Origin of the sequence: Mesobacterium hydrothermale (genome assembly GCF_035818635.1) — a bacterium.
Lineage (GTDB): Bacteria > Pseudomonadota > Alphaproteobacteria > Rhodobacterales > Rhodobacteraceae > Mesobacterium_A > Mesobacterium_A hydrothermale.
This window is the reverse complement of the sequence record NZ_JAYLLH010000001.1, coordinates 252208-271932: the sequence shown is the minus strand read 5'-3', so window position 1 is coordinate 271932 and position 19725 is coordinate 252208. Positions and strand designations below refer to the sequence as shown.

20 protein-coding genes are annotated in these 19725 nt (G+C 63.7%); 7 read left to right on the top strand and 13 right to left on the bottom strand.

All coding sequences use genetic code 11. The annotated features are described in order from the left end of the window. Positions 1-23: 23 nt before the first annotated feature. From VK792_RS01325 to VK792_RS01315, 3 genes are all read right to left on the bottom strand, one after another. Positions 24-680: a YggS family pyridoxal phosphate-dependent enzyme gene (locus VK792_RS01325; protein WP_326295506.1), complete on the bottom strand. Its 657-nt coding sequence runs from the start codon at positions 678-680 to the stop codon at positions 24-26. After that, positions 677-2143 (bottom strand): tetratricopeptide repeat-containing sulfotransferase family protein, encoded by a 1467-nt coding sequence (locus VK792_RS01320; protein WP_326295477.1) that lies wholly within the window; start codon positions 2141-2143, stop codon positions 677-679. Before VK792_RS01320 ends, VK792_RS01325 begins: the two co-directional genes overlap by 4 nt. 108 nt (positions 2144-2251) lie before the next feature. Continuing rightward, on the bottom strand, positions 2252-3202 hold the full coding sequence (locus VK792_RS01315; RefSeq protein ID WP_326295476.1) for a porin: 951 nt from the start codon (positions 3200-3202) through the stop codon (positions 2252-2254). Between the two features lie 276 nt (positions 3203-3478). Between VK792_RS01315 and VK792_RS01310 the strand changes: the two genes are divergently transcribed. Next, positions 3479-3979 (top strand): DUF3576 domain-containing protein, encoded by a 501-nt coding sequence (locus tag VK792_RS01310; RefSeq protein ID WP_326295475.1) that lies wholly within the window; start codon positions 3479-3481, stop codon positions 3977-3979. Here VK792_RS01310 and VK792_RS01305 read toward each other — a convergent pair whose 3' ends face one another. Together VK792_RS01305 and VK792_RS01300 are read right to left on the bottom strand one after the other, a co-directional pair. Continuing rightward, positions 3980-5239, bottom strand: a complete 1260-nt coding sequence (locus VK792_RS01305; protein ID WP_326295474.1) for a glycosyltransferase family 4 protein — start codon at positions 5237-5239, stop codon at positions 3980-3982. Between the two features lie 111 nt (positions 5240-5350). After that, on the bottom strand, positions 5351-5641 hold the full coding sequence (locus tag VK792_RS01300) for an HNH endonuclease (protein WP_326295473.1): 291 nt from the start codon (positions 5639-5641) through the stop codon (positions 5351-5353). Between the two features lie 76 nt (positions 5642-5717). Between VK792_RS01300 and VK792_RS01295 the strand changes: the two genes are divergently transcribed. After that, positions 5718-7043, top strand: a complete 1326-nt coding sequence (locus VK792_RS01295) for a mechanosensitive ion channel family protein (protein ID WP_326295472.1) — start codon at positions 5718-5720, stop codon at positions 7041-7043. Continuing rightward, a complete protein-coding gene (locus tag VK792_RS01290; RefSeq protein ID WP_326295471.1) occupies positions 7040-8221 on the top strand; it encodes a TIGR03862 family flavoprotein in 1182 nt (393 codons plus the stop codon). The genes VK792_RS01295 and VK792_RS01290 overlap by 4 nt, the downstream gene beginning before the upstream one ends. 72 nt (positions 8222-8293) lie before the next feature. Here the strand turns inward: VK792_RS01290 and VK792_RS01285 are convergent, their stop codons facing one another. The 7 genes from VK792_RS01285 to rpsD all read right to left on the bottom strand — a co-directional run bounded on the left by VK792_RS01285 (position 8294) and on the right by rpsD (position 14762). Next, complete coding sequence (locus tag VK792_RS01285; protein ID WP_326295470.1) at positions 8294-8884, bottom strand: glutathione S-transferase family protein; 591 nt, start codon at positions 8882-8884, stop codon at positions 8294-8296. Between the two features lie 60 nt (positions 8885-8944). Continuing rightward, positions 8945-9811, bottom strand: coding sequence for an extensin family protein (locus VK792_RS01280; protein ID WP_326295469.1), 867 nt, complete (start codon positions 9809-9811; stop codon positions 8945-8947). Next, positions 9808-10728, bottom strand: a complete 921-nt coding sequence (locus tag VK792_RS01275) for a prephenate/arogenate dehydrogenase family protein (protein WP_326295468.1) — start codon at positions 10726-10728, stop codon at positions 9808-9810. The genes VK792_RS01280 and VK792_RS01275 overlap by 4 nt, the downstream gene beginning before the upstream one ends. After that, on the bottom strand, positions 10728-11810 hold the full coding sequence (hisC, locus tag VK792_RS01270) for a histidinol-phosphate transaminase (RefSeq protein WP_326295467.1): 1083 nt from the start codon (positions 11808-11810) through the stop codon (positions 10728-10730). The genes VK792_RS01275 and hisC overlap by 1 nt, the downstream gene beginning before the upstream one ends. Before the next feature lie 196 nt (positions 11811-12006). Continuing rightward, positions 12007-13431 carry a homospermidine synthase gene (locus VK792_RS01265; protein WP_326295466.1) on the bottom strand — a complete coding sequence of 475 codons (1425 nt, stop codon included), beginning with the start codon at positions 13429-13431 and terminating at the stop codon, positions 12007-12009. Positions 13432-13485: 54 nt separating this feature from the next. Further along, entirely contained in the window at positions 13486-14025 is a 540-nt protein-coding gene (locus VK792_RS01260; RefSeq protein ID WP_326295465.1) for a TIGR00645 family protein, read from the bottom strand. A gap of 116 nt (positions 14026-14141) precedes the next feature. After that, positions 14142-14762, bottom strand: coding sequence for a 30S ribosomal protein S4 (gene rpsD / locus VK792_RS01255; RefSeq protein ID WP_326295464.1), 621 nt, complete (start codon positions 14760-14762; stop codon positions 14142-14144). A 264-nt stretch (positions 14763-15026) separates the two neighbouring features. On the opposite strand from rpsD, the gene VK792_RS01250 reads away from it, so the two are divergent. Both VK792_RS01250 and VK792_RS01245 read left to right on the top strand, forming a co-directional pair. Further along, complete coding sequence (locus VK792_RS01250) at positions 15027-16736, top strand: tetratricopeptide repeat protein (protein ID WP_326295463.1); 1710 nt, start codon at positions 15027-15029, stop codon at positions 16734-16736. Further along, positions 16723-17544, top strand: a complete 822-nt coding sequence (locus VK792_RS01245) for a 4-(cytidine 5'-diphospho)-2-C-methyl-D-erythritol kinase (RefSeq protein WP_326295462.1) — start codon at positions 16723-16725, stop codon at positions 17542-17544. Before VK792_RS01250 ends, VK792_RS01245 begins: the two co-directional genes overlap by 14 nt. Before the next feature lie 66 nt (positions 17545-17610). Here the strand turns inward: VK792_RS01245 and VK792_RS01240 are convergent, their stop codons facing one another. After that, the gene (locus VK792_RS01240; RefSeq protein WP_326295504.1) at positions 17611-18609 is read right to left on the bottom strand and encodes a polyprenyl synthetase family protein; all 999 of its coding nucleotides are present in this window, start codon (positions 18607-18609) and stop codon (positions 17611-17613) included. A gap of 55 nt (positions 18610-18664) precedes the next feature. On the opposite strand from VK792_RS01240, the gene VK792_RS01235 reads away from it, so the two are divergent. Further along, positions 18665-18874 (top strand): putative signal transducing protein, encoded by a 210-nt coding sequence (locus VK792_RS01235; RefSeq protein ID WP_326295461.1) that lies wholly within the window; start codon positions 18665-18667, stop codon positions 18872-18874. Beyond that, positions 18871-19659 (top strand): tRNA1(Val) (adenine(37)-N6)-methyltransferase, encoded by a 789-nt coding sequence (locus VK792_RS01230; protein ID WP_326295460.1) that lies wholly within the window; start codon positions 18871-18873, stop codon positions 19657-19659. Before VK792_RS01235 ends, VK792_RS01230 begins: the two co-directional genes overlap by 4 nt. Positions 19660-19725 lie beyond the last annotated feature (66 nt).

The window sequence follows — 19725 nt, the reverse complement described above, 5'->3', positions numbered from 1 at the left end:
TCATCTTTCTCCAAATACTCACGTCACCCCGCCGCCACGCGCGCGCCGAAAATGGCCGACCCCACGCGAACATGGGTTGCCCCAAACGCCACCGCCTGTTCGAAATCGTGGCTCATGCCCATCGACAGCCCGCTCAACCCGTTGCGTTCGGCGATCTTCGCCAGCAGCGCGAAATGCAGTGACGGCGTTTCTTCCGACGGCGGAATGCACATCAGCCCGCGGATCGGCAGGTCCAGCCCCCGGCACTCGGCGACAAAGGCATCCGCCTCTGCGGGCAGAACCCCCGCCTTCTGCGGCTCTTCGCCGGTGTTGACCTGAATGAACAGATCGGGGCAAGTGCCCAGTTCCTGCGCCAGCCGCGCCAGCGTCTGCGCCAGCTTGGGCCGGTCGACCGAATGGATCGCCTCGAACAGGCCCATCGCCTGCCGCGCCTTGTTGGTCTGCAACGGCCCGATCAGATGCACCCGTGCATCGGGGTATGTCTGCTGAAACTCCGGCCACTTGCCCGCAGCCTCCTGCACCCGGTTCTCGCCGAACAGGCGGTGCCCTTCCGACAGGACGGCCTCGACCCGGTCCAGCGGCTGGACCTTGGACACAGCAATCAGCGCCACGTCGTCCAAGCTGCGCCCGGCATCGTAACAGGCTTTCTCAAGTCGGGTCTTGATCTCTGACAGGCTCATGTCGTCAGTGCCTCCCATGCGTCTGTAAACGGTTTCAATTCGGTCTCGCACTTACGCCAGGCTTCGGCCCGGCCCTTGTGAATGGGTTGACGCACTTGCTGGAAGCTCAGGGTCTTTACCGTGCCCTTGACCTTGTGGAATTCAAGGCAGGCGTCTTCCCAGTCCAGTCCCGCCGCCGCGATCAGCGCGCGCGCCTGGGGTTCCGGATCGGTAACAAGGTCCTCGTATTGCACCTCGTGGATCATGCCGGGCAGACGGTCCTTCCAAAGCGCCACCGACTGGTGAAACGCATGGATGGTTTCCGCAATGTCCCGCAGATCGTTGGCATAGCGATGCGTGCCATCCTTGAAATAGTTCTTGTAGATCGACAACGCGATATCCCGCGGGTCACGGTGCACCACGATCACCCGCGCGTCGGGCAGCGCGGCGTGGACAAAACCAAAAACATATTCGCTGCGGATCGACTTGTCGGTGACATAGAGGGCGTCCTTGTGCGTTACCCCCCGCAGGCTGCGCCGGTACTGCGCCGCGTAGCGCGCCAGTGCATCATCCGGTATGTCCCTGAGCTGGCGTATTTTTTCTCCGACTCCGAAATTCTGATAGGCCAGTTTCATCGCGTGCCCGGTTTCCCCACCGGCCTCGACCAGCGAATGGCTCGCGATGATCCGTTCCACCAGAGTGGTGCCGGAACGCGGCATGCCGGTCACAAAGATCGGAGTCGGCGTACCCCGCGCTTCGATCTGCCGGTCCAACCCGTGGGCTTGCGCGGCCAGAACACCCACGCGTTCACGTTCACTGGCCTCCGCGTCACGGGGGAAGGATTTCTGCTGGAGCGCGTTGGCCCGGTCGAGGAACGCAAAAGCCTTGGCCGGCTCGCCATTGTCCTCCATCACCTTGGCCATGGCGAAATTCAGGTGCATCTTGCCCGCTTCGGACATGCGCGGATGTTTCAGCGCCTTGACCATGGCCGCCACCAGCGGATCGCTGGGCGTCACCTTTTTGCTGGCCAGGAACAACCGATAGAGTTCGCCCTCATAGGGATTTTGCTTCAGCAAGCGGCGGAACAGCCGCTCCGAGGTTTCGAAATCCCCGGCGGTTTGCAGAAAATGCGCCTTTTCGACCTTGGGTTTCAACGCTGCCGGTGCCAGCTTGATCATTGCGTCAAACGCTGCAACGGCGCGGTCGGTGTCGCCGGCCAAGCCGTGGATCTCTGCCGCAAGCTCCCACAGGGCGGTTTCCTTGGGTTTCAGCGCCAGCGCCTGTTCCAGATGCGCGATCGCCGCCGGGGCATCACCACCGGATTTCGCAATCCGAGCAAGCTGATAATGGATTTCGGCAACCTCTGGCGCGACCACCAGCAGCGACCGGAACACCTGCTCTGCGGCCTCGTGATCTCCTTTTGCCACAAGGCCCAGCCCCTGCTGATAGAGCTTGGGCACCTGCGCGCGCGTCACCCCTAACATGCTTGCCTCGTTTATTGGACTGCCCTGCCCCTGACTACATATCAGCGCCACAAAAGAAAAGAGCGGGCCAAAGCCCGCTCTTCCCTTAACCGAGTTGGTTATGAGCTATTAGAAGCTCATTGCCAGACCCATCGACCACTGGTCCGAGGTGCCGCCCGGGCCTGCCAGGTCTTCTGCACCGTAGCCGAACTGAGCAACCAGGCCACCGCCCAGGTCGTAGTTCACGGCCAGGCCGTAACCGTTGGTGGTTGCGCCTGCGGTGTCGAATTCACCGTAGTTCACACCGATGGTCAGGGCGTTCATGGAGTAGCCCAGGCCGATGCCGGTGTAGGTGGTGCTGACGCCAGCTGCATCGCGGTCGGAGTAGTTCAGGATTGCCTGCAGACCGTTCGAGAAGGTCGTTGCGAGGCTGATACCCCAGATGTCGATGTCGCCGCCGGCTGCGCCGCCGTTGGTGTCGGTGGTCTGGTAACCCAGGCCAACGGACAGGTCCAGGCCAGCCATGTTGGCTGCGTATTTGAAGCCCAGGCCGTAGACTGCGTCGCCGGTGCCGGTGTCATCGATTTCAACCGACAGGTAGCCGGTGAAGCCCGAAGCGGAGTACGAAGCAGTTGCGATCTGGCCGTCGTAGGTGCCGTCCAGGCCGGAGTTGCCGTTGTAGCCAGCGTGGGTGGTGTGTGCGTCGTCGATCGAGCCACCGATGCCGATTTCGGTCAGGGCTGCGTCGAATGCACCGTCGGTGTCACCCATCGACAGCTTGAACGGGCCGGAAGCGATGAAGTAGGTTTCGCCACCCTGGGTGGTGTTGCTGAATGCACCGTTTTCGTCCAGGTCAACCGACGCACCGAAGGTCAGACCGTTGTCTGCGGTGCCGGACATCGAGAAGTTCACGTCGATGTCGGTGTGGAACTGGGTGTTGTTGCCGTATGCGCCAGCGATTGCCGACAGGCCGTCGCCGCCCAGGATACCGATTTCTGCGGAGCCGGTGATGGCAATCTCTGCCGAAGCGACACCCGCGGTTGCAACCAGAGCAGTGGTCGCGAACAGGATCTTTTTCATTGTTTCCCTCATGTGTTCGAAAGGCACGTATCATTCCGGATGCCCGGCGTTGATGGGCTTTCTATGCTCTTTCAGCCCAACGGTTTGCAAGCGGGTGTCCCGGGCAGAAGTCCAGCAAGTGGATCAGTGATGCGCATTTGCCACAAGATTGCCCTGCCAAGGCCCATATCGGCAGATCCCCGCGCAGGAATCTCTGACTTGTCGCCGCAACGCTCGGCAGGTAAGAGGTTTTCGGACATGGTTCAGACCAGTCAGACCCACAAGGAGCCGCCAGAAATGACTCACTTGCGTATCGCCGTGATCGCCGGACTCACCGCTGCCCTCGCGGTCACCTCTGGATGCGCGAACCGTGGCGCGGCCCGGGCCCCTGTTGAAACGCCACCGGCGGACGAACTGGTCCAGGACATCATCTATCAGGACAAGCCCCGCCCGACGAGCACGCTGTGGGATCTGTTCAAGAAACGCGACGATGCCGGCAAGGTCGGCGCGGTGAACAAGTACATCTGGTTCGCGGCGCTGGACGTGCTGGATTTCCTGCCGGTTCAGACAGTTGACCCCTTCACCGGCGTTATCACAACCGGGTATGGCACCCCGCCGGGGGGCGGTCGTGCCTATCGCGCCACCGTGCATATTTCCGATCCGGCACTGGATGCGCGCTCGTTGAACCTGGCATTGATGACGCGCTCTGGTCCGGCCAACGCGGCGACCACCCGTGCGATCGAAGACGCGATTCTGACCCGCGCCCGCCAGTTGCGCGCGCAGGACAGCAGGCTCTGATCATTCCATCGGAAGGCGCGGGGTTGTCTGCGCCAGCCGCCCCACCCATTCCAACTGTTGCGGCAGGCAGACGGTGCGCAGATCGTAATTCTGTGTGACGAATGCACGCGCGTTCCGACCCAGACGCTTGCGGGCCGCTTCGTCCTCCAGCAAATCGCAGACCTTTTCCACCAGCGCCGCGCGGTCGAAAAAGTTCACCATTCTGCCATTTTCGTCCTCGGTGATGACCTCTTTCACCGGGGCGGTGTCGCTGGCTACGATGGCGCATTCCGCGCTCATCGCCTCTAGCAGCGACCACGACAGAACGAACGGATAGGTCAGGTAGACATGCACCCGGCTGACCTGCATCAACGCAAGGAATCGGTCATAGGGCACACGACCCAGGTAGTGCACCCGCGCCCAGTCTTCGTCTGGAATTCGGCCGCGCACCTCGTCGATGTATATCTGTTTCCAGGTCTTGCCCTCGGGCGCGCGCGCGCCATAGCTGACTTCGTCCCCGCCCAGCATCACGATTTGCGCGTTCGGTCGCCGCTTCAGTAGGTCCGGCAAGGCCCGCATGAAGATGTGATAGCCGCGATAAGGTTCCAGGTTGCGGTTGATGAAGGTGATGACCTCATCCTTGCGGGTCAGCACCGTGCCGTTGTCCAGCGCCAGTTCGGCGTCTTCCCTGGGCACGACAACTTCGGTGTTCACCCCGTCATGGCAAACCGTGATCCGGTCCTGATGATGGTCGGGGAACGTGCTAGCCTGGAACTGGGTCGGGCTGATTCCCGCATCCATGACTTCTTCGTGCAGGCGGTTGTTCAGATTCTTCAGCCGCAGCCGCAGCGCGTCGGTTTCCGGTGTACGGCTGGGGAACTCCGGGTCGAAGCCGACAAATTCCTGTGTCGCCCGGTGATACAGCTCGCAGTAGAGGCCCAGCTTCGCCTCGGGCCAGACGTCTTTCAGGAACAGGCTTTCGCCCCAACCGTGATGCGCAAGGATGATGTCCGGGGCGTATCCCTTGGCCTTCAACTGCCGCGCCGCGGCAAAGCAGCTTTGTCCACGCAAGATCTTGGTTTCGAAATCCGCAAGCCAGGGGTGTATGCCCTTGGTACTCGCGCCCTGCACCTTGTAGGGCACGATATGCACGCCGTTCCATGTCACCGGCTTGTCCACTTTGGGCGTCAGTGCGACAACGTGATGGCCCAGCTTGGCCAGTGCCGGCGCAAGATGCTTGTATTGCCCGGGAAAGTTCTGGTGGATGCACAGAATTCTCATGCGCCGCGCCTTTCTTGTTCTGACTGCCCGCCGCCATATAGCCACGGGTCGCGTGGGCGTCCAATCGGCAATCGGGCCACGCTGACACCTAAGTGGCGCAAGCGCACCAGATCAGCGCTTGCGCCGCCCACCCGCGGACTTGATGTGAAACTCTGGCGGGCGCCTGGCGACCCAGGCAAGGAACCTTGCCAGCCGCGGATGCGCCTTGAGCGCCGCCACCGTGTGAAAGTCGCGCGCCAGTTCTGCTTCGGTCAGCGTGGCGTGAATTTCCTTGTGGCAAATCTGGTGCAACAGCACGGTCGGCCCGCCCTTGCCGCCTTTCAGCCGCGGGATCAGGTGGTGCAAAGATTGGCGCCCCGGCGGAATCGGGCGCCCACACAGGGGGCAAATCGGATTGTCCACGAAAGCGCGCCTTGTATCGCAACCTCGGATTCGGCAAAAGTCTGACGGATTGTAAAATGGTATCAAGGGGCCAGCCATGGCGTGGGACCTGTCAGAACAGCCGCAGATCGTCCAAACGGCCGCGGGCTACGTGTTGCAGGGCTGGGACGTCACCTCGAAATGGCTGCTCAGCCCGGCGGCGTGGTCACAGTTCGGCCTGCTGGTGGTGGCCTTCCTGGCCGCCTGGCTGGTTTCCAAGCGTCTGCGCCCACTGCTCACACACCTGTTGACCCCCAAGGAAAACGCGACCTCGATCCTCTCCACGATCCGGCGTTTCCTGCTGATCTTCGTACCGCTTCTGCTGCCGCTTCTGGCTTATGTCCTCACCGGCGTCGGCGAAGGCATCACCCGCACGCTGTTTGGCTCTGGCGACGTGATCGCCTTCGGCAAGCGATTCTTCCTCTTCCTCGCGGCCCGCAGCCTTGTGCGTGAAATCATTACCGATCCGTTCCTCAAGGTGCTTGGGCGCTACATCCTGCTGCCGATCATCGCGCTATACACCGTTGGCTTGCTGGATCTCGTCACCGACCGGCTGAATGACACCACCGTCAGTCTCGGCAATATCTCGTTCTCGGTCATGGCGCTGATCCGCGGGGTGATTTCCGGCTCGATCCTGTTCTGGCTGGGCCGATGGTCAAACGACCAGACCGGCACCTACATCCACAAGCAAGAGGAAATGCGTCCCGCCACCCGGCAGCTCGCGGCCAAGGCGGCGGAAATCACGATCTTCGGCCTCGCCTTCCTGCTGCTGATGAACATCATGGGTATCCCGCTCACCTCGCTTGCCGTACTGGGCGGTGCCATCGGTGTGGGTCTTGGTTTCGGCCTTCAAAAAATCGCGTCCAACTTCATTTCCGGGGTGATTCTTCTGGTCGAAGGGCAGGCCACGGTCGGCGACTATGTCGAACTCGACAACGGGATGGCCGGGACGATCGTGAAAACCACCGCCCGCGCGATGATCCTTGAAACCTTCGACGGGCGCTGGATCGTTGTCCCGAACGAAGACTTCATCACCACACGGGTCATCAACTATTCCGATCAGGGCTCGTCCAACCGATACGAGGTCGAGTTTTCCGTCAGCTATGACACCGACATCAACCGGGTACCCGACATCGTCGGCACCGCGGTCGCCGCCCACCCCGCCGTTCTGGACACGCCCGAACCGCCTGATGTGGAACTGCGAGGATTCGGCGACTCGGGCGTCGATTTCGCGGTCGAATTCTGGGTAAACGGGCTGGATGACGGCAAGAACAAGTACACCTCGCAGATCCGCTTCCTGATCTGGAACGCGCTGAAAGACGCGGATATAGAGATTCCCTACCCCCGTCGCGTCGTGGAACTGCGCGGTTTCGAAGAGGAATGACCGACGCGCTGGTCATCGGCGGCGGTCCCGCCGGGCTGATGGCCGCCGACGCGCTGCTCAGCGCCGGGCATCGCGTAGTCCTGGCCGAAGCCAAGCCGTCCCTGGGCCGCAAGTTCCTGATGGCCGGAAAATCCGGGCTGAACCTGACCAAGGTCGAACCCTTCGACACCTTCCTTTCCGCCTATGGTACACGCGCATGGCGCCTGCGACCGGTGCTCGATCAGTTCGGCCCCGAAAACGTACGCGCCTGGGCCGAGTCGCTCGGACAGGCCACCTTTACCGGTTCGACCGGACGGCTGTTTCCACAATCGATGAAAGCCTCGCCGCTGCTGCGCGCCTGGCTGGAACGGCTGGACGCGATGGGGCTTGACCGCCACACCCGCTGGCGCTGGACGGGCTGGCACGATGCGGGTTTGCGCTTCGTCACCCCCGACGGTCCGGTTTGCCTGCGCCCCCGCGCCACCGTTCTGGCGCTCGGTGGCGCCAGTTGGGCCCGCCTTGGCTCAGATGGCGCCTGGGCGGAAATCTTCCGGTCCGATGGGCTCCCGCTTGCCCCTTTCGCACCGTCAAACGCCGGTCTGTGTGTCAACTGGAGCCCTCACATCGCCGCGCATTTCGGCACCCCGCTGAAAAATATCGGCCTCAGCGCAGGCCCGCTCCGCTCCCGTGGCGAAATCGTCCTCTCCGCCCGCGGGCTGGAAGGCGGCGGGATCTACCCGCTCACCCCCGCCTTGCGCGCCGGCGCCCCCCTCTTGCTCGACCTTTTCCCCGACCTCGACGAGGACACGCTCACCCGCCGCCTGTCCCGCCCCAGAGGCAAGCAATCGCTCAGCAATTTCCTGCGCAAGGCCCTTGGGATCGACAAGGCGAAACTGGCCCTGATCCGCGACTGCCTGGCTCCCCTGCCTGACACCCCCGCGCACCTCGCCCATGCGCTCAAGTCCCTACCCGTCCCGCACCGCGGGCCAAGACCGATGGACGAGGCGATCTCGACTGCGGGCGGCCTCCCGTTCGAAGCGCTCGACCAGACCCTGATGCTCACATCGCGCCCCGGCACCTTCTGCGCCGGTGAAATGCTGGACTGGGAAGCCCCCACGGGTGGCTACCTGCTGACCGCCTGCCTGGCCACCGGTCTCTGGGCCGGGCAGCACGCCGCCCGGTGGCTGGAAACCGTCTGACCCTTTCATCTTTCTGCAAATACTCCAGGGGTGAATGCCGCCAAAGGCGGCAGAGGGGGCAGCGCCCCCTGCCTACGCCCGTTTTGCCGACGCCCGCTTGAACGCCTCGCGCCCGCGCAGACCGCGCATGTACTCGACAAAGGCCGGCGGGGCATCGGGGAACTGCGCCGCGCGCGCCCAGCTGCCGCAATGGCAAAGCACGATGTCGGCGATCGTCATGGTCTCGCCCATCACGAACGGGCCTTCGATCTCCGCGGCAATGCGCGCCAGGTTGTGCTGGAATTCGTGCTTCAGGCTGTTCTTCACCTCGGGCACGCGGTGTTCCTCGGGCAGGATGAAGGAATGCCGCGCTGCGACCCACAGCACCGCGTCCAGTTCGTCCAGCGCACGGAACGTCATCGCATCCTGTCGTGCGCGCTCCAGCGAACCCGCCGGAAAGGTCAGCGCGCCATGTTTGTCGGCAAGAAAGGTCAGGATCGCCGTCGAATCGGGAATCGCCACGTCATCGACCATCAGCACCGGCACCTTGCCCAAGGGGCTGACCGCCGTCACGTCGGGCGATCGGGGCGCGGCCCCGAGATGGTCATAGTCGACCCCGAGTTCTTCCAGCATCCACAGCACCCGAAAGGCACGGGTGCCCGCGGTTCCGATCAGTTTGTACATGGGGCGTCCTCCTGTTGCGCCGCGCCAGAATGCGCCGCGCGCCGCAGGCGGGCAAGCGGATTAGCGGCAGTAGGGCCCGCTGCGATAGCGGGCGGTGTCGAAATGAAAATGGTCCTCGTGATACCCGTCCGACCCCGGGCCCAGCACGGTGCCGAAAATCCCGCAGGCGCGTTCATGCGCGCGGCGCAGGATACGGCCGTAGGTGCGGTTGTTCCAGTCGTTCAGAACGGTGACGGTGGTGCCGTCCTTCAACCGGACCCCCGAAATATCGATCGCCCGGCCACGTCCGTGTTCGGAAATCTTGGCACCGGGCTGGTTGTTGCGGGTCCGGCAGGCGTAATGCGCCGCGACCTTGATTTCCGCGATGCCGCGCCCGCGGGTCCCGACAGCGGGCACCAGCCCGCGATCGACCCAGGTTTTCAACGCCTTCGCGGTTGTACAATCCATGATCGCCTGCTGGCTCAGCGGAATGCCCGACACCGACCGCAGCTTGACCGCGTTCTCCACGCCGCAGCCCGCGATCTTGCCCGGAACAAAGCCGATCTCTTCGCCTTGCAAATCCCGGTCACCGCAAACCTTGCCACGGTTCAGCGCGCGGCGCTTGGCCATGGCCTGTTCGACGATGACCCCGGGCCGCGCCATCGGGCGCAACGACCGGGCGTGCCCCATCGACGCCGGCACCACGGCAACACCGGCGGTGTTTGCCGCCAAATCCTCGGACGTGGGCGCCTGCATGTAGGGTGTCATCGCTGGAAGCGGGGCCACCGGCACCAATCCCTCGGGGCGCAAGGCAGGCCGGACATTCGGCACCGACCGGGTCGAGATCACCGGCGCCACCGTGCGCGCCACCGGGCGCAGCGATGCTTCGGGCGCTGCTGCAAACGCCGGAGTGGCCAACAAAAGAACTGCCGCGATCAGCCGTTTCATCTCTCGATCTTCGTCCGTCCGAAATCCGGGGCCTCGGTATCCTGCCCCGCGTCGATAATGCCACGGCGGATCGCCCGTGTCCGGGTAAAATAATCAAAAAGCTGTTCCCCGTCCCCGGTGCGGATCGCCCGTTGCAACGCGAACAGCTCTTCGGTGAACCGGCCAAGGATTTCCAGCGTGGCATCCTTGTTGGTCAGGAACACGTCGCGCCACATGGTTGGGTCACTCGCCGCGATCCGGGTGAAATCCCGGAAACCGGCAGCCGAAAACTTGATGACCTCCTGGTCCGACACGCGGCGCAGATCATCTGCCACGCCCACCATGGTATAGGCGATGAGGTGCGGAATATGGCTCACCACGGCGCAAACCAGATCGTGATGCTCAAGTTCCATCCGTTCGGTATTGGACCCAAGCGCCTGCCAGAAGGACTCCAGCCGTTCGACAGCGGCCTCGTCACCGCCGTCCTGCGGCACGATCAGGCACCAGCGGTTGTCGAACAGCGTTGCAAAGCCCGATTCCGGCCCGGAATGCTCTGTCCCCGCCATCGGGTGCGCCGGGACGAAATGCACGCCTTCGGGGATCAGCGGGGCGACCATCCCCACGACCGACGCCTTGACCGACCCGACGTCGGTCACCGTTGCCCCCGGTTTCAGATACGGCGCAATTTGCGCAGCCACCTTGCCCATCACGCCCACCGGCACCGCCAAGACGATCAGGTCGGCTTCCGTCACCGCCTCGGCGGCGCTGTCGCAAACCGTGTCACACAGCCCGATCCGGCGCGCGGTGTCGCGGGTTTCCTGCGACCGGGCATAGCCCGAAACATGCCCCGCCACGCCCCGGCGTTTCATCGCCCAGAACATTGACGACGCGATCAGGCCCAGCCCGATCAGCGCGACCTTGGGATAGATTTGCGTCATCACCGCATTCCCTTGAAGGTGGCGATGACATGGATCACCCGGCGGCACGCGGCCTCGTCACCTACGGTGATGCGCAGGCAGTCGGGCAGGTTATAGCCCGCCACCCGGCGTACGATGATTCCATCCTCTTTCAATGCGGCATCGCAGGCTTCGGCCTCTTCCGGGCTGTCGAACCGGGCCAGCACGAAGTTGGCAAAGCTCTCGTCACAGCCCACGCCCATCTGCACCAGCGCATTGCGCAGCCAGTCGCGCCAGCGCGCGTTGTCCGCCCGGCAGCGTTCGGTAAAGACCACGTCGCGTACCGCGGCAATCGCTGCCGCCATCTGCGGTTCTGACAGGTTGAAGGGCTGGCGCACGCGGCTCAGCACGTCGATGATTTCCTGGCTCGCATAGCCCCAGCCGATGCGCAGCCCACCCAGCCCGTAGATCTTGGAAAAGGTCCGGGTCATGATGACGTTCGGGCAGTCGTCCACGACCGACGCACCACCGTCGAACCCCTCAACGAACTCGGTATAGGCGCCGTCATGCACCAGCAGCACGTTTTCCGGCAGCCCCCTGGCCAGCCGCACGACCTCGTCGCGTTCAAGAAAGGTGCCGGTCGGATTGGCCGGGTTGGCGATGAACACGATCCGGGTCTTGTCGGTTACCGCCCCCAGGATCGCGTCCACGTCGATGCGGCGGTCCTTTTCCGGCACCTCGACCGGGGTCGCACCCGCAGCCTTGGCCAGGATCGGGTACATCGAAAACCCGTGTTCGGTGGTGATGATCTCATCTCCGGGGCCGGAAAAACACTGCGCCACGAATTGCAGCACCTCGTCCGATCCCACGCCACAGATGATCCGCGCCGGGTCCAGCCCGTGGATTTCGCCGATGGCCGCGCGCAGCGGCCCGTGGTCGGTGTTGGGATAGCGATGCAGGTTCTGCACCGCACGGATATACGCCTCGCGCGCTGCATCGCTGAACCCGTAAGGGTTCTCGTTCGACGACAGTTTCAGCACATCTTCCTTCCCGGCAACGGTCGCCTGACCGCTGACGTATAGGGAAATGTCCATGATGCCCGGTTGCGGCGTGATCTGGCTCATCTTGGCGTCTCCTTGCCCGCCCCTCCATAGCGGCCCCTCTGGCCAAGGAAAAGCACCAACATCGCCGCCTGCGCGGGGGTGTCGCCCGTCAGCGCCACCCCCGCGCCCATCGACAAACGCAAAACGGGCCGGCAAGGGCGTCGCTTTGCCGGCCCGCTGACCGAAAGCGTGCGGAAGCACACAATTTGAAAACGGCTCAGCTCGCCAGCACGTTGCGGAACTGCCAGGGGTCGCTTTCGTCGATGTCCTCGGGGAAATGTTCCCAGCGGTCCACCAGCGGCGTCCAGTCGGTGTAATGCGCCTCGACCGGGCCCAGGTAGGGGCGTTGCACCTCAAGGCAGCGCGCGTGGTCGATCTCGTCGGTCTCGACGATGCCGGCAGTGGGGTTTTCCAGCGCCCAGACCATCCCCGCCAGCACGGCCGAGGTCACCTGCATGCCCGTGGCGTTCTGATACGGCGCCAGATCGCGGGTTTCGGCATTCGACAGGCGCGAGCCGAACCACAGCGCGTTCTTTTCATGGCCGTAAAGCAGCACGCCCAGCTCGTCGATGCCCTCGACGATCTCATCTTCGCCCAGGATGTGATGCACCGCTTGCTGGCGGCCAGAGCCGAACATCTCGTGCAGGCTCAGCACCGCGTCATCGCAGGGGTGATAGGCATAGTGGCAGGTCGGCCGGAACTCCGGCGCGTCGCCTTCGCCCACGGTGTAATAGTCGGAAATCGAGATCGCCTCGTTGTGCGTCACAAGGAACCCGAACTGCGGCCCCGGCGTCGGGCACCAGGTGTGCACGCGGGTGATCGCGCCAGGCCGTTCCAGCCAGATCGCGGCCTTGCACCCGGTATCCTGACGATGGCCGTTCTCGGGGAACCACGTTTCATGCGTGCCCCAACCCAGTTCAGCCGGCTGGAACCCTTCGGCAATGAAGCCTTCGACAGACCAGGTGTTGACGAACACGCCGCGCGGGCGCGGCAGGCGACGGGCCTGGGTGTCGCGTTCGGCGATATGCACGCCCTTGACGCCCAGTGACTGCATCAGCCTGGCCCAGCCGTCCCGGTCCGCCGGCGCTGTTGCGTCGCGGCCGGTGTCCCGGGCCAGCGTCAGCAGCGCCTCTTTCACAAACCAGCTGACCATGCCCGGGTTGGCGCCGCAGCAGCTGACCGCGGTGGGGCCGCCAGGGTTGGCCGCCTTTTCGTCGCGCACCGCCTGCCGCAGCGCGTAGTTGGTGCGCGCCGCGTTGTCCTGCGTGTCGAAATAGTAACCTGCCCAGGGCTCGACCACCGTGTCGATATAAAGGACACCGCGTTCCCGGCACCATTTCATCAGGTCAAGCGACGAGGTATCGACCGACAGGTTCACGCAGAACCCACCCTTGCCTTCGGGGAACAGCGCCGAAAGCACCTCGACATAGGTGTCCGGGGTCAGCGCGGTATCCACGAAGCGCAGCTTGTGCTGGCGCAGGAAATTGTGGTTTGCGCTGTTGGGCTCGACCACAACGAACTGGTCTGCGTCATATTCGAAATGCCGTTCGATCAACGGCCACGTCCCCTTGCCGATCGAGCCGAAGCCGATCATCACGATGGGGCCATCGATACGGCCGTAAACGGGATAGTCCTGCGACATGGCGCACCCCTTCCTTTGAAACGTCAGGTGGGTTTCAGCCCAGCAGCGGGCCGGTTACTTTTTCTTGGCCTTGGCACTCAGCCAGTCCATCAGCGCCATGAAGACGCCCGACAGGACAAAGACCATGTGAATCACCACAAGCCACATCAGCTCGCGGTCGCCAAAGACAGCATCGGCGCTGGCCTGCCCGATTTCCATGAACCGCTTCAGCAGGTGAATCCCCGAAATCGCGATGATCGAGGCAATGAGCTTCATCTTCAGACCGGCGAAATCGACGGTCCCCATCCAGTCGGCGCGATCGACCGTATCGCCGATATCCATTTTCGACACGAAGTTTTCGTACCCCGAAAACAGCACAATGGTCAAAAGATTGGCCGCCAGCGTCAGGTCGATCAGCGTCAAGACCGCCAAAATGGTCTTTTCTGCTGTCAGCTCCATCATCTGCGGCACATAGTAGGCCAGTTCGCGCAGGAACACGATCGTCAGCATCAGCATCGCCACCGACAACCCCAGGTACATCGGCGCCATCAGCCAGCGCGACGCGAACAGCGTCCTTTCCAGTCCGTTCTCAAGCGGGTTCTTGCGGGTGTCCATGCGGCGGCTCCTGCTATCGAAAAGGCCCGCCGCGGGTGGCGGCAGGCCTTGATACTCGTTCTGTCAGGCGGGTCGGCCCGCCGTGAGCGCAAGGTGGGACCCGCCCACCGCTGCGCTTAGTTCTGTGCGTAGAATTCGATGACCAGGTTCGGTTCCATCTGAACGGCATAGGGAATGTCGCTCAGGCCCGGGGTGCGCACGAAGGTCGCGGTCATCTTGGAATGGTCGGCCTCGATGTATTCCGGCACGTCACGCTCTGCCAGCTGGGTCGCTTCCAGGACCGAAGCCAGTTGCTTGGACTTGTCGCGAACCTCGATCACATCGCCTTCCTTCACGCGGTAGGACGGGATGTTGACGCGGTTGCCGTTCACAAGCACGTGGCCATGGTTCACGAACTGACGGGCGGCGAACACGGTCGGCACGAACTTGGCGCGGTAAACCACGGCGTCCAGGCGGCGCTCCAGCAGGCCAACCAGCAGCTCGCCGGTGTCGCCACGCATCCGCTCTGCTTCGGCATAGATGCGGCGGAACTGCTTCTCGGTCAGGTCACCGTAGTAGCCCTTAAGCTTCTGCTTGGCGCGCAGCTGCAGACCGAAGTCGGACATCTTGCCCTTGCGGCGCTGGCCGTGCTGGCCGGGGCCGTATTCGCGGCGGTTGACGGGGGATTTCGGACGACCCCAGATGTTTTCGCCCATCCGGCGGTCAATTTTGTACTTGGCAGACGTGCGTTTGGTCACGGCTGATCTCCTTCGATAGGGCGTCGCCCAGCGGGCGACTATGAAGGGCGTTGTCCTCTTGGGCCGAAACCCATGACAGGCATCCCCTTGCGGGGGCCACCAACACCAATGAAGCCGCGCTTATATGGGGATTCGCAGCGAAGTCAACAGATCAACCGGCAAGGAAAGCCAGCCTGCGTCACTCACGCGATTGTGGGTCTGCCATGTTGCCTCTGCACCCACCGCGTTCTACGCTTGCCGAATTGATTTACAAGGAGATCCGCGTTGCGCCGCATATTCGCCCTTGCCGCCACTGGCCTGTGCCTCGCCCTGACCCAACCCGCCGTCGCCCAGGGGGTATCCGGCGCTTATCTGGCGGGACGGCAGGCCAGCTTCCTGGGCGATTTCGAAGCCGCGGCACGCTATTACTCAGAAGCGATCATGCACGACCCCGGCAAGCCGGAACTGCTGGAACGCGCTGCCCTGTCCTATCTTTCGCTGGGCAACATCGACCGCGCCACGCTGTTCGGTGACAAGCTCGAAGCCGACGGCCACCGCAGCCAGATCGCCCAGATGGCGAAAATCGGGGCGCTGGGGGCCAAGGGCAACTATGCCGAGATCCTCAAGCGCCTGGACGAAGACCGGGGCGTCGGCCCGCTGGCCGACGGGTTGGTCAAGGCCTGGGCCACACTGGGCGAAGGCGACATGACTGCCGCGCTGGTCGCCTTTGACGAAGTCGGGCAGGAACGTGTCCTGACCGGCTTTGCCATGTATCACAAGGCGGTAGCGCTCGCCTCTGTCGGGGATTTCGAAACCGCGATCGACATCCTGTCGGACCCGGCGGTCGGTCCAATGCGCAACACCCGCCGGGCAGTGGTCGCGCGCGCCCAGATCCTCAGCCAGTTGCAACGCTACGACGATGCCGTCACGCTGATCAACCAACAGTTCCGGGGCGACCTGGACCCTGAACTGACCCAGATGGTGGACACCCTGAAGGCCGGCGACGCCCTGCCCTTCACCACCGTGCGCAGCGCCCGCGACGGGATGGCGGAAACCTTCTACACGCTGGCCGGCGCGCTCAGCGACGAAGCGGATGACGATTTCACCCTGCTTTATGCCCGGCTGGCCGAATACCTGCGCCCCGATCATGTGCCGGCCATCCTGCTGACCGCCGAACTGCTGGAAAAGATCGGCCAGTCGGATCTGGCGGTGGAAACCTATCGCAAGGTGCCAAGCGACAATCCGTCCTTCCACGCCGCCGAAATCGGCCGCGCCGCCGCCCTGCGCGACAGCGGTCGGGACGAGGCCGCGATCGAAGTGCTGGAAAGCCTGGCCAAGACCCATGGCGACATGGCCATCGTGCAATCCACCCTGGGCGACACCATGCGCAAGATGGAACGCTTTGCCGAGGCGGTGACCGCCTATACCAAGGCGCTGGACCTTTACGAAGGCGACCCCCAACGCCAGTGGTTCCTGTATTACGCCCGTGGCATATGCAATGAGCGCGTCGGGGACTGGCCGAACGCCGAAGCCGACCTGCGCAAGGCGCTGGAGCTGAACCCGAACCAGCCCAATATCCTGAATTACCTTGGCTATTCCCTGGTTCAACAGCATATCAAGCTGGACGAGGCGCTGGACATGATCGAACGCGCCGTCGATGCCAGCCCGAATTCCGGGTATATCGTCGACTCGCTCGGCTGGGTGCTTTACACGCTGGGCCGCTATGATGAAGCCGTCGGCCACATGGAACGTGCGGCAGAACTGATGCCGGTGGACCCGGTGGTGAACGACCACCTGGGCGATGTCTACTGGGCCGTGGGCCGGCACATGGAAGCCCGCTTCATGTGGCGCCGCGCACTGTCCTTCCTCGATCACGGCACCGCCTCGGAAGAGGTCGACCCAGACCGCATTCGCCGCAAGCTTGAGGTCGGGCTGGACGAAGTCCTGATCGAAGAAGGCGCCGACCCGCTGAAGGTGGCCGATGGCGACAACTAAGGTCTTTGCCCCGGCCAAGATCAACCTGACACTGCATGTCACCGGACAACGCGAAGACGGATATCACCTGCTCGACAGCTATGTCGTCTTTGCCGACGTGGGCGACCGCGTCACGGTGGCAAAGGCAGAAGACACCTCGCTGACCATCACCGGCCCGATGGCCGAAGGTGTGCCTGCCGATCCCGGCAACCTGTGCTGGCGCGCGGCGGATGCCTTTGGACAGCCGGTTGCGATCACGCTGGAAAAACACCTGCCGATGGCGGCGGGGATCGGCGGCGGATCGTCCGACGCCGCCGCAACCCTCAAGGCAATGGAAAAACTGTACAACCAGCCCGCGCCGTTTGACCCGATCACGCTTGGGGCCGACGTGCCGGTCTGCATGGTGGCCCATGCCGCGCATATGCAGGGCATCGGCGACTGGGTCTTGCCGCTGTATCAAGAGCCGCTGAACGCGGTGCTGGTGAACCCTCGCATCGCTGTCTCCACGCCCGAGGTCTTCCGCGCCCTGCCGCGCAAGGACAACCCTCCGATGACGCCCTGGCCCGAAGGTGGCGGCTTTCCGGCGGTGGTGCGATGGCTGTCAGAACAGCGCAACGACCTGCAGGCGCCCGCCATTGCGCTGCAACCGGTAATCGGCACGGTTCTGTCGGCACTGGACGCGCTGCAGGGCTGCGCGCTGTCGCGGATGTCAGGATCGGGCGCCACCTGCTTTGCCCTGTTCGCGACGGCACAGGACGCGCAGGCCGGGGCAGCACGACTGGCCGCGGATCACCCCGACTGGTGGGTGACCGCCTGCGCCCTGAAATAGCGTTCGGACGTGAAAACGCCCCGGATCACCTCCGGGGCGGGTCGTTTCCAACACGGCACGCGCGGATCAGCTGACCCGTGCCACAACGTAATCGTTCAGGTCGATCAGCATGTCGCGCAGATCCGATTTCGGCAGCGACGCCATTGCAGTATTCGCCCTGGCGGCCCAGGCCAGCGCATCCTGCCGGGTCTCTTCCAACGCGCCATGCCTGTTCAGCAGTTCGATCGCGTGTTCAAGATCGCCGTCGCGCTGGTCGCCCTTTTCGATCACCCGCTTCCAGAACGCACGTTCCGTGTCGTCGGCCTTGGCCACCGCCTTGATCAGCGGCAGCGTCAGTTTCCGTTCGCGGAAATCGTCGCCAACGTTCTTGCCGGTCGCATCGGTGCCCCAGTAATCCAGCAGGTCGTCAACGATCTGGAACGCGATGCCCAGCGCGTCGCCATAGTCGAACAGCGCCTTGATCTCGTCCTCGCTGCGCCCGGCGATCACGCCCCCCACCTCGGTCGCGGCGGCAAACAGCGCGGCGGTCTTGCCGCGCACCACCTGGGTATAGGTCGCCTCTGTCGTGCGCAGATCCTGCGCGGCCGTCAGTTGCAGCACCTCGCCCTCGGCGATCGTGGCGGCGGCGTTCGACAGGATGTCCAGCACCCGCAGGCTGCCGGTTTCCACCATCAACTGGAACGACCGCGCGAACAGGTAATCGCCCACCAGCACGCTGGACTTGTTGTCCCAAAGCAGGTTCGCCGTGGGCCGGCCCCGGCGCTGGTTGCTTTCGTCGACCACGTCGTCATGCAGCAGCGTGGCGGTGTGAATGAATTCGACCGTCGCCGCCAGGTGAATATGGAACGGCCCGTCATAGCCGCACATCTTCGCCGTCGCCAGCGTCAGCATCGGGCGCAGGCGTTTCCCCCCCGCCTCGACCAGGTGCGCCGTCACCTCGGGAATCCGGGGCGCGTGTTCCGACGCCATGCGATCACGGATCAGCGCGTTGACCGCGCCCATTTCATCTGCCAGCGCAGCAGCCAGTCGCTCGTGCGGCTTTGTAATCGGGCTATCCAGGCTCATCACTCCCCCGTAACCGCTCTCGACAAGGGCCATGCCTTGTCCTTATGTCCCCAACATGGAAGAGCTTCTGCGCACCAACGACATCACGCTGATCCCCCTGGTGAAGACCCTTCTTGAAGAGGAGGGTATAGCCACCTTTGAAATGGACGTAAATATGAGCGTCCTCGAAGGATCGATCGGCATATTGCCGCGCCGCCTGATGGTCCGGCGCGACGAACTGGATGATGCCCGCCGCATCCTGCGCCTGAGCGGGGTGAAATATTGAGGGACGCCCCCTTCACCACGGATGAACTGACCTGCGACGATTTCCTGGGCGGGCGGGCGCGGGTCTGGCAACCGCGAAACGGCTACCGCGCCGGCACCGATCCGGTCTTGCTGGCCGCCGCGGTGACGGCCAAGCCTGGGCAGACCGTGCTGGAACTGGGCTGCGGCGGCGGCCCGGCGCTGGTGTGTCTTGGCACACGGGTGCCGGGGCTGCATCTGACCGGGGTCGAACTGCAACCGGGCTATGCCGATCTGGCCCGCCGCAACCTTGCCGAAAATGCGCTGGACGGCACGATTGAAACCGCTGACCTGACAGCCCTGCCCGGGCACGTCCGACAGGTTCAGTTTGACCATGTGTTTGCAAATCCACCGTATTTTCAGGCCAGCACCCGCAAGGGCGCCACCGCCGCAGACCGCGAAATCGCGCTGGCCGGCCAGACGCCTTTGGCTCAATGGGTGGAAATCGCGGCCAAACGGCTGGCGCCGGGTGGCACCGCCACCTTCATTCAGCGCGCCGAACGCCTGCCCGAATTGCTGACCCATTTCACCGCACACCTCGGCTCGGTCGAGCTGTTACCGCTGGCCCCTCGGCCCAACCGCCCGCCCCGCCTGATCCTGCTGCGCGGGCGTCGCGCCGGGCGTGCGCCGTTCCGGTTCCACGCCCCGCTGATCCTGCACAGGGCCACGGATCATCAGCCCGACGCCAACCCTTATTCCGCCCCGGTCAACGCTGTGATGCGCGACGCCGCCGCGCTGCCCTTTCCCGATGACAAAACGCCGCTTTAGGCTCGAAACAGCCGAAAACCACGGACAATTGCGAAGTTTTCGTGACAGAACGAAAAATCTGTGGTG

Excerpts from the sequence above, each read along its gene's own strand:
- VK792_RS01325 (WP_326295506.1), bottom strand. The coding sequence starts at position 680 with ATGAGCCTGTCAGAGATCAAGACCCGACTTGAGAAAGCCTGTTACGAT.
- VK792_RS01320 (WP_326295477.1), bottom strand. The coding sequence starts at position 2,143 with ATGTTAGGGGTGACGCGCGCGCAGGTGCCCAAGCTCTATCAGCAGGGG.
- VK792_RS01315 (WP_326295476.1), bottom strand. The coding sequence starts at position 3,202 with ATGAAAAAGATCCTGTTCGCGACCACTGCTCTGGTTGCAACCGCGGGT.
- VK792_RS01310 (WP_326295475.1), top strand. The coding sequence starts at position 3,479 with ATGACTCACTTGCGTATCGCCGTGATCGCCGGACTCACCGCTGCCCTC.
- VK792_RS01305 (WP_326295474.1), bottom strand. The coding sequence starts at position 5,239 with ATGAGAATTCTGTGCATCCACCAGAACTTTCCCGGGCAATACAAGCAT.
- VK792_RS01295 (WP_326295472.1), top strand. The coding sequence starts at position 5,718 with ATGGCGTGGGACCTGTCAGAACAGCCGCAGATCGTCCAAACGGCCGCG.
- VK792_RS01290 (WP_326295471.1), top strand. The coding sequence starts at position 7,040 with ATGACCGACGCGCTGGTCATCGGCGGCGGTCCCGCCGGGCTGATGGCC.
- VK792_RS01285 (WP_326295470.1), bottom strand. The coding sequence starts at position 8,884 with ATGTACAAACTGATCGGAACCGCGGGCACCCGTGCCTTTCGGGTGCTG.
- VK792_RS01280 (WP_326295469.1), bottom strand. The coding sequence starts at position 9,811 with ATGAAACGGCTGATCGCGGCAGTTCTTTTGTTGGCCACTCCGGCGTTT.
- VK792_RS01275 (WP_326295468.1), bottom strand. The coding sequence starts at position 10,728 with ATGACGCAAATCTATCCCAAGGTCGCGCTGATCGGGCTGGGCCTGATC.
- hisC (WP_326295467.1), bottom strand. The coding sequence starts at position 11,810 with ATGAGCCAGATCACGCCGCAACCGGGCATCATGGACATTTCCCTATAC.
- VK792_RS01265 (WP_326295466.1), bottom strand. The coding sequence starts at position 13,431 with ATGTCGCAGGACTATCCCGTTTACGGCCGTATCGATGGCCCCATCGTG.
- VK792_RS01260 (WP_326295465.1), bottom strand. The coding sequence starts at position 14,025 with ATGGACACCCGCAAGAACCCGCTTGAGAACGGACTGGAAAGGACGCTG.
- VK792_RS01245 (WP_326295462.1), top strand. The coding sequence starts at position 16,723 with ATGGCGACAACTAAGGTCTTTGCCCCGGCCAAGATCAACCTGACACTG.
- VK792_RS01240 (WP_326295504.1), bottom strand. The coding sequence starts at position 18,609 with ATGAGCCTGGATAGCCCGATTACAAAGCCGCACGAGCGACTGGCTGCT.
- VK792_RS01235 (WP_326295461.1), top strand. The coding sequence starts at position 18,665 with ATGGAAGAGCTTCTGCGCACCAACGACATCACGCTGATCCCCCTGGTG.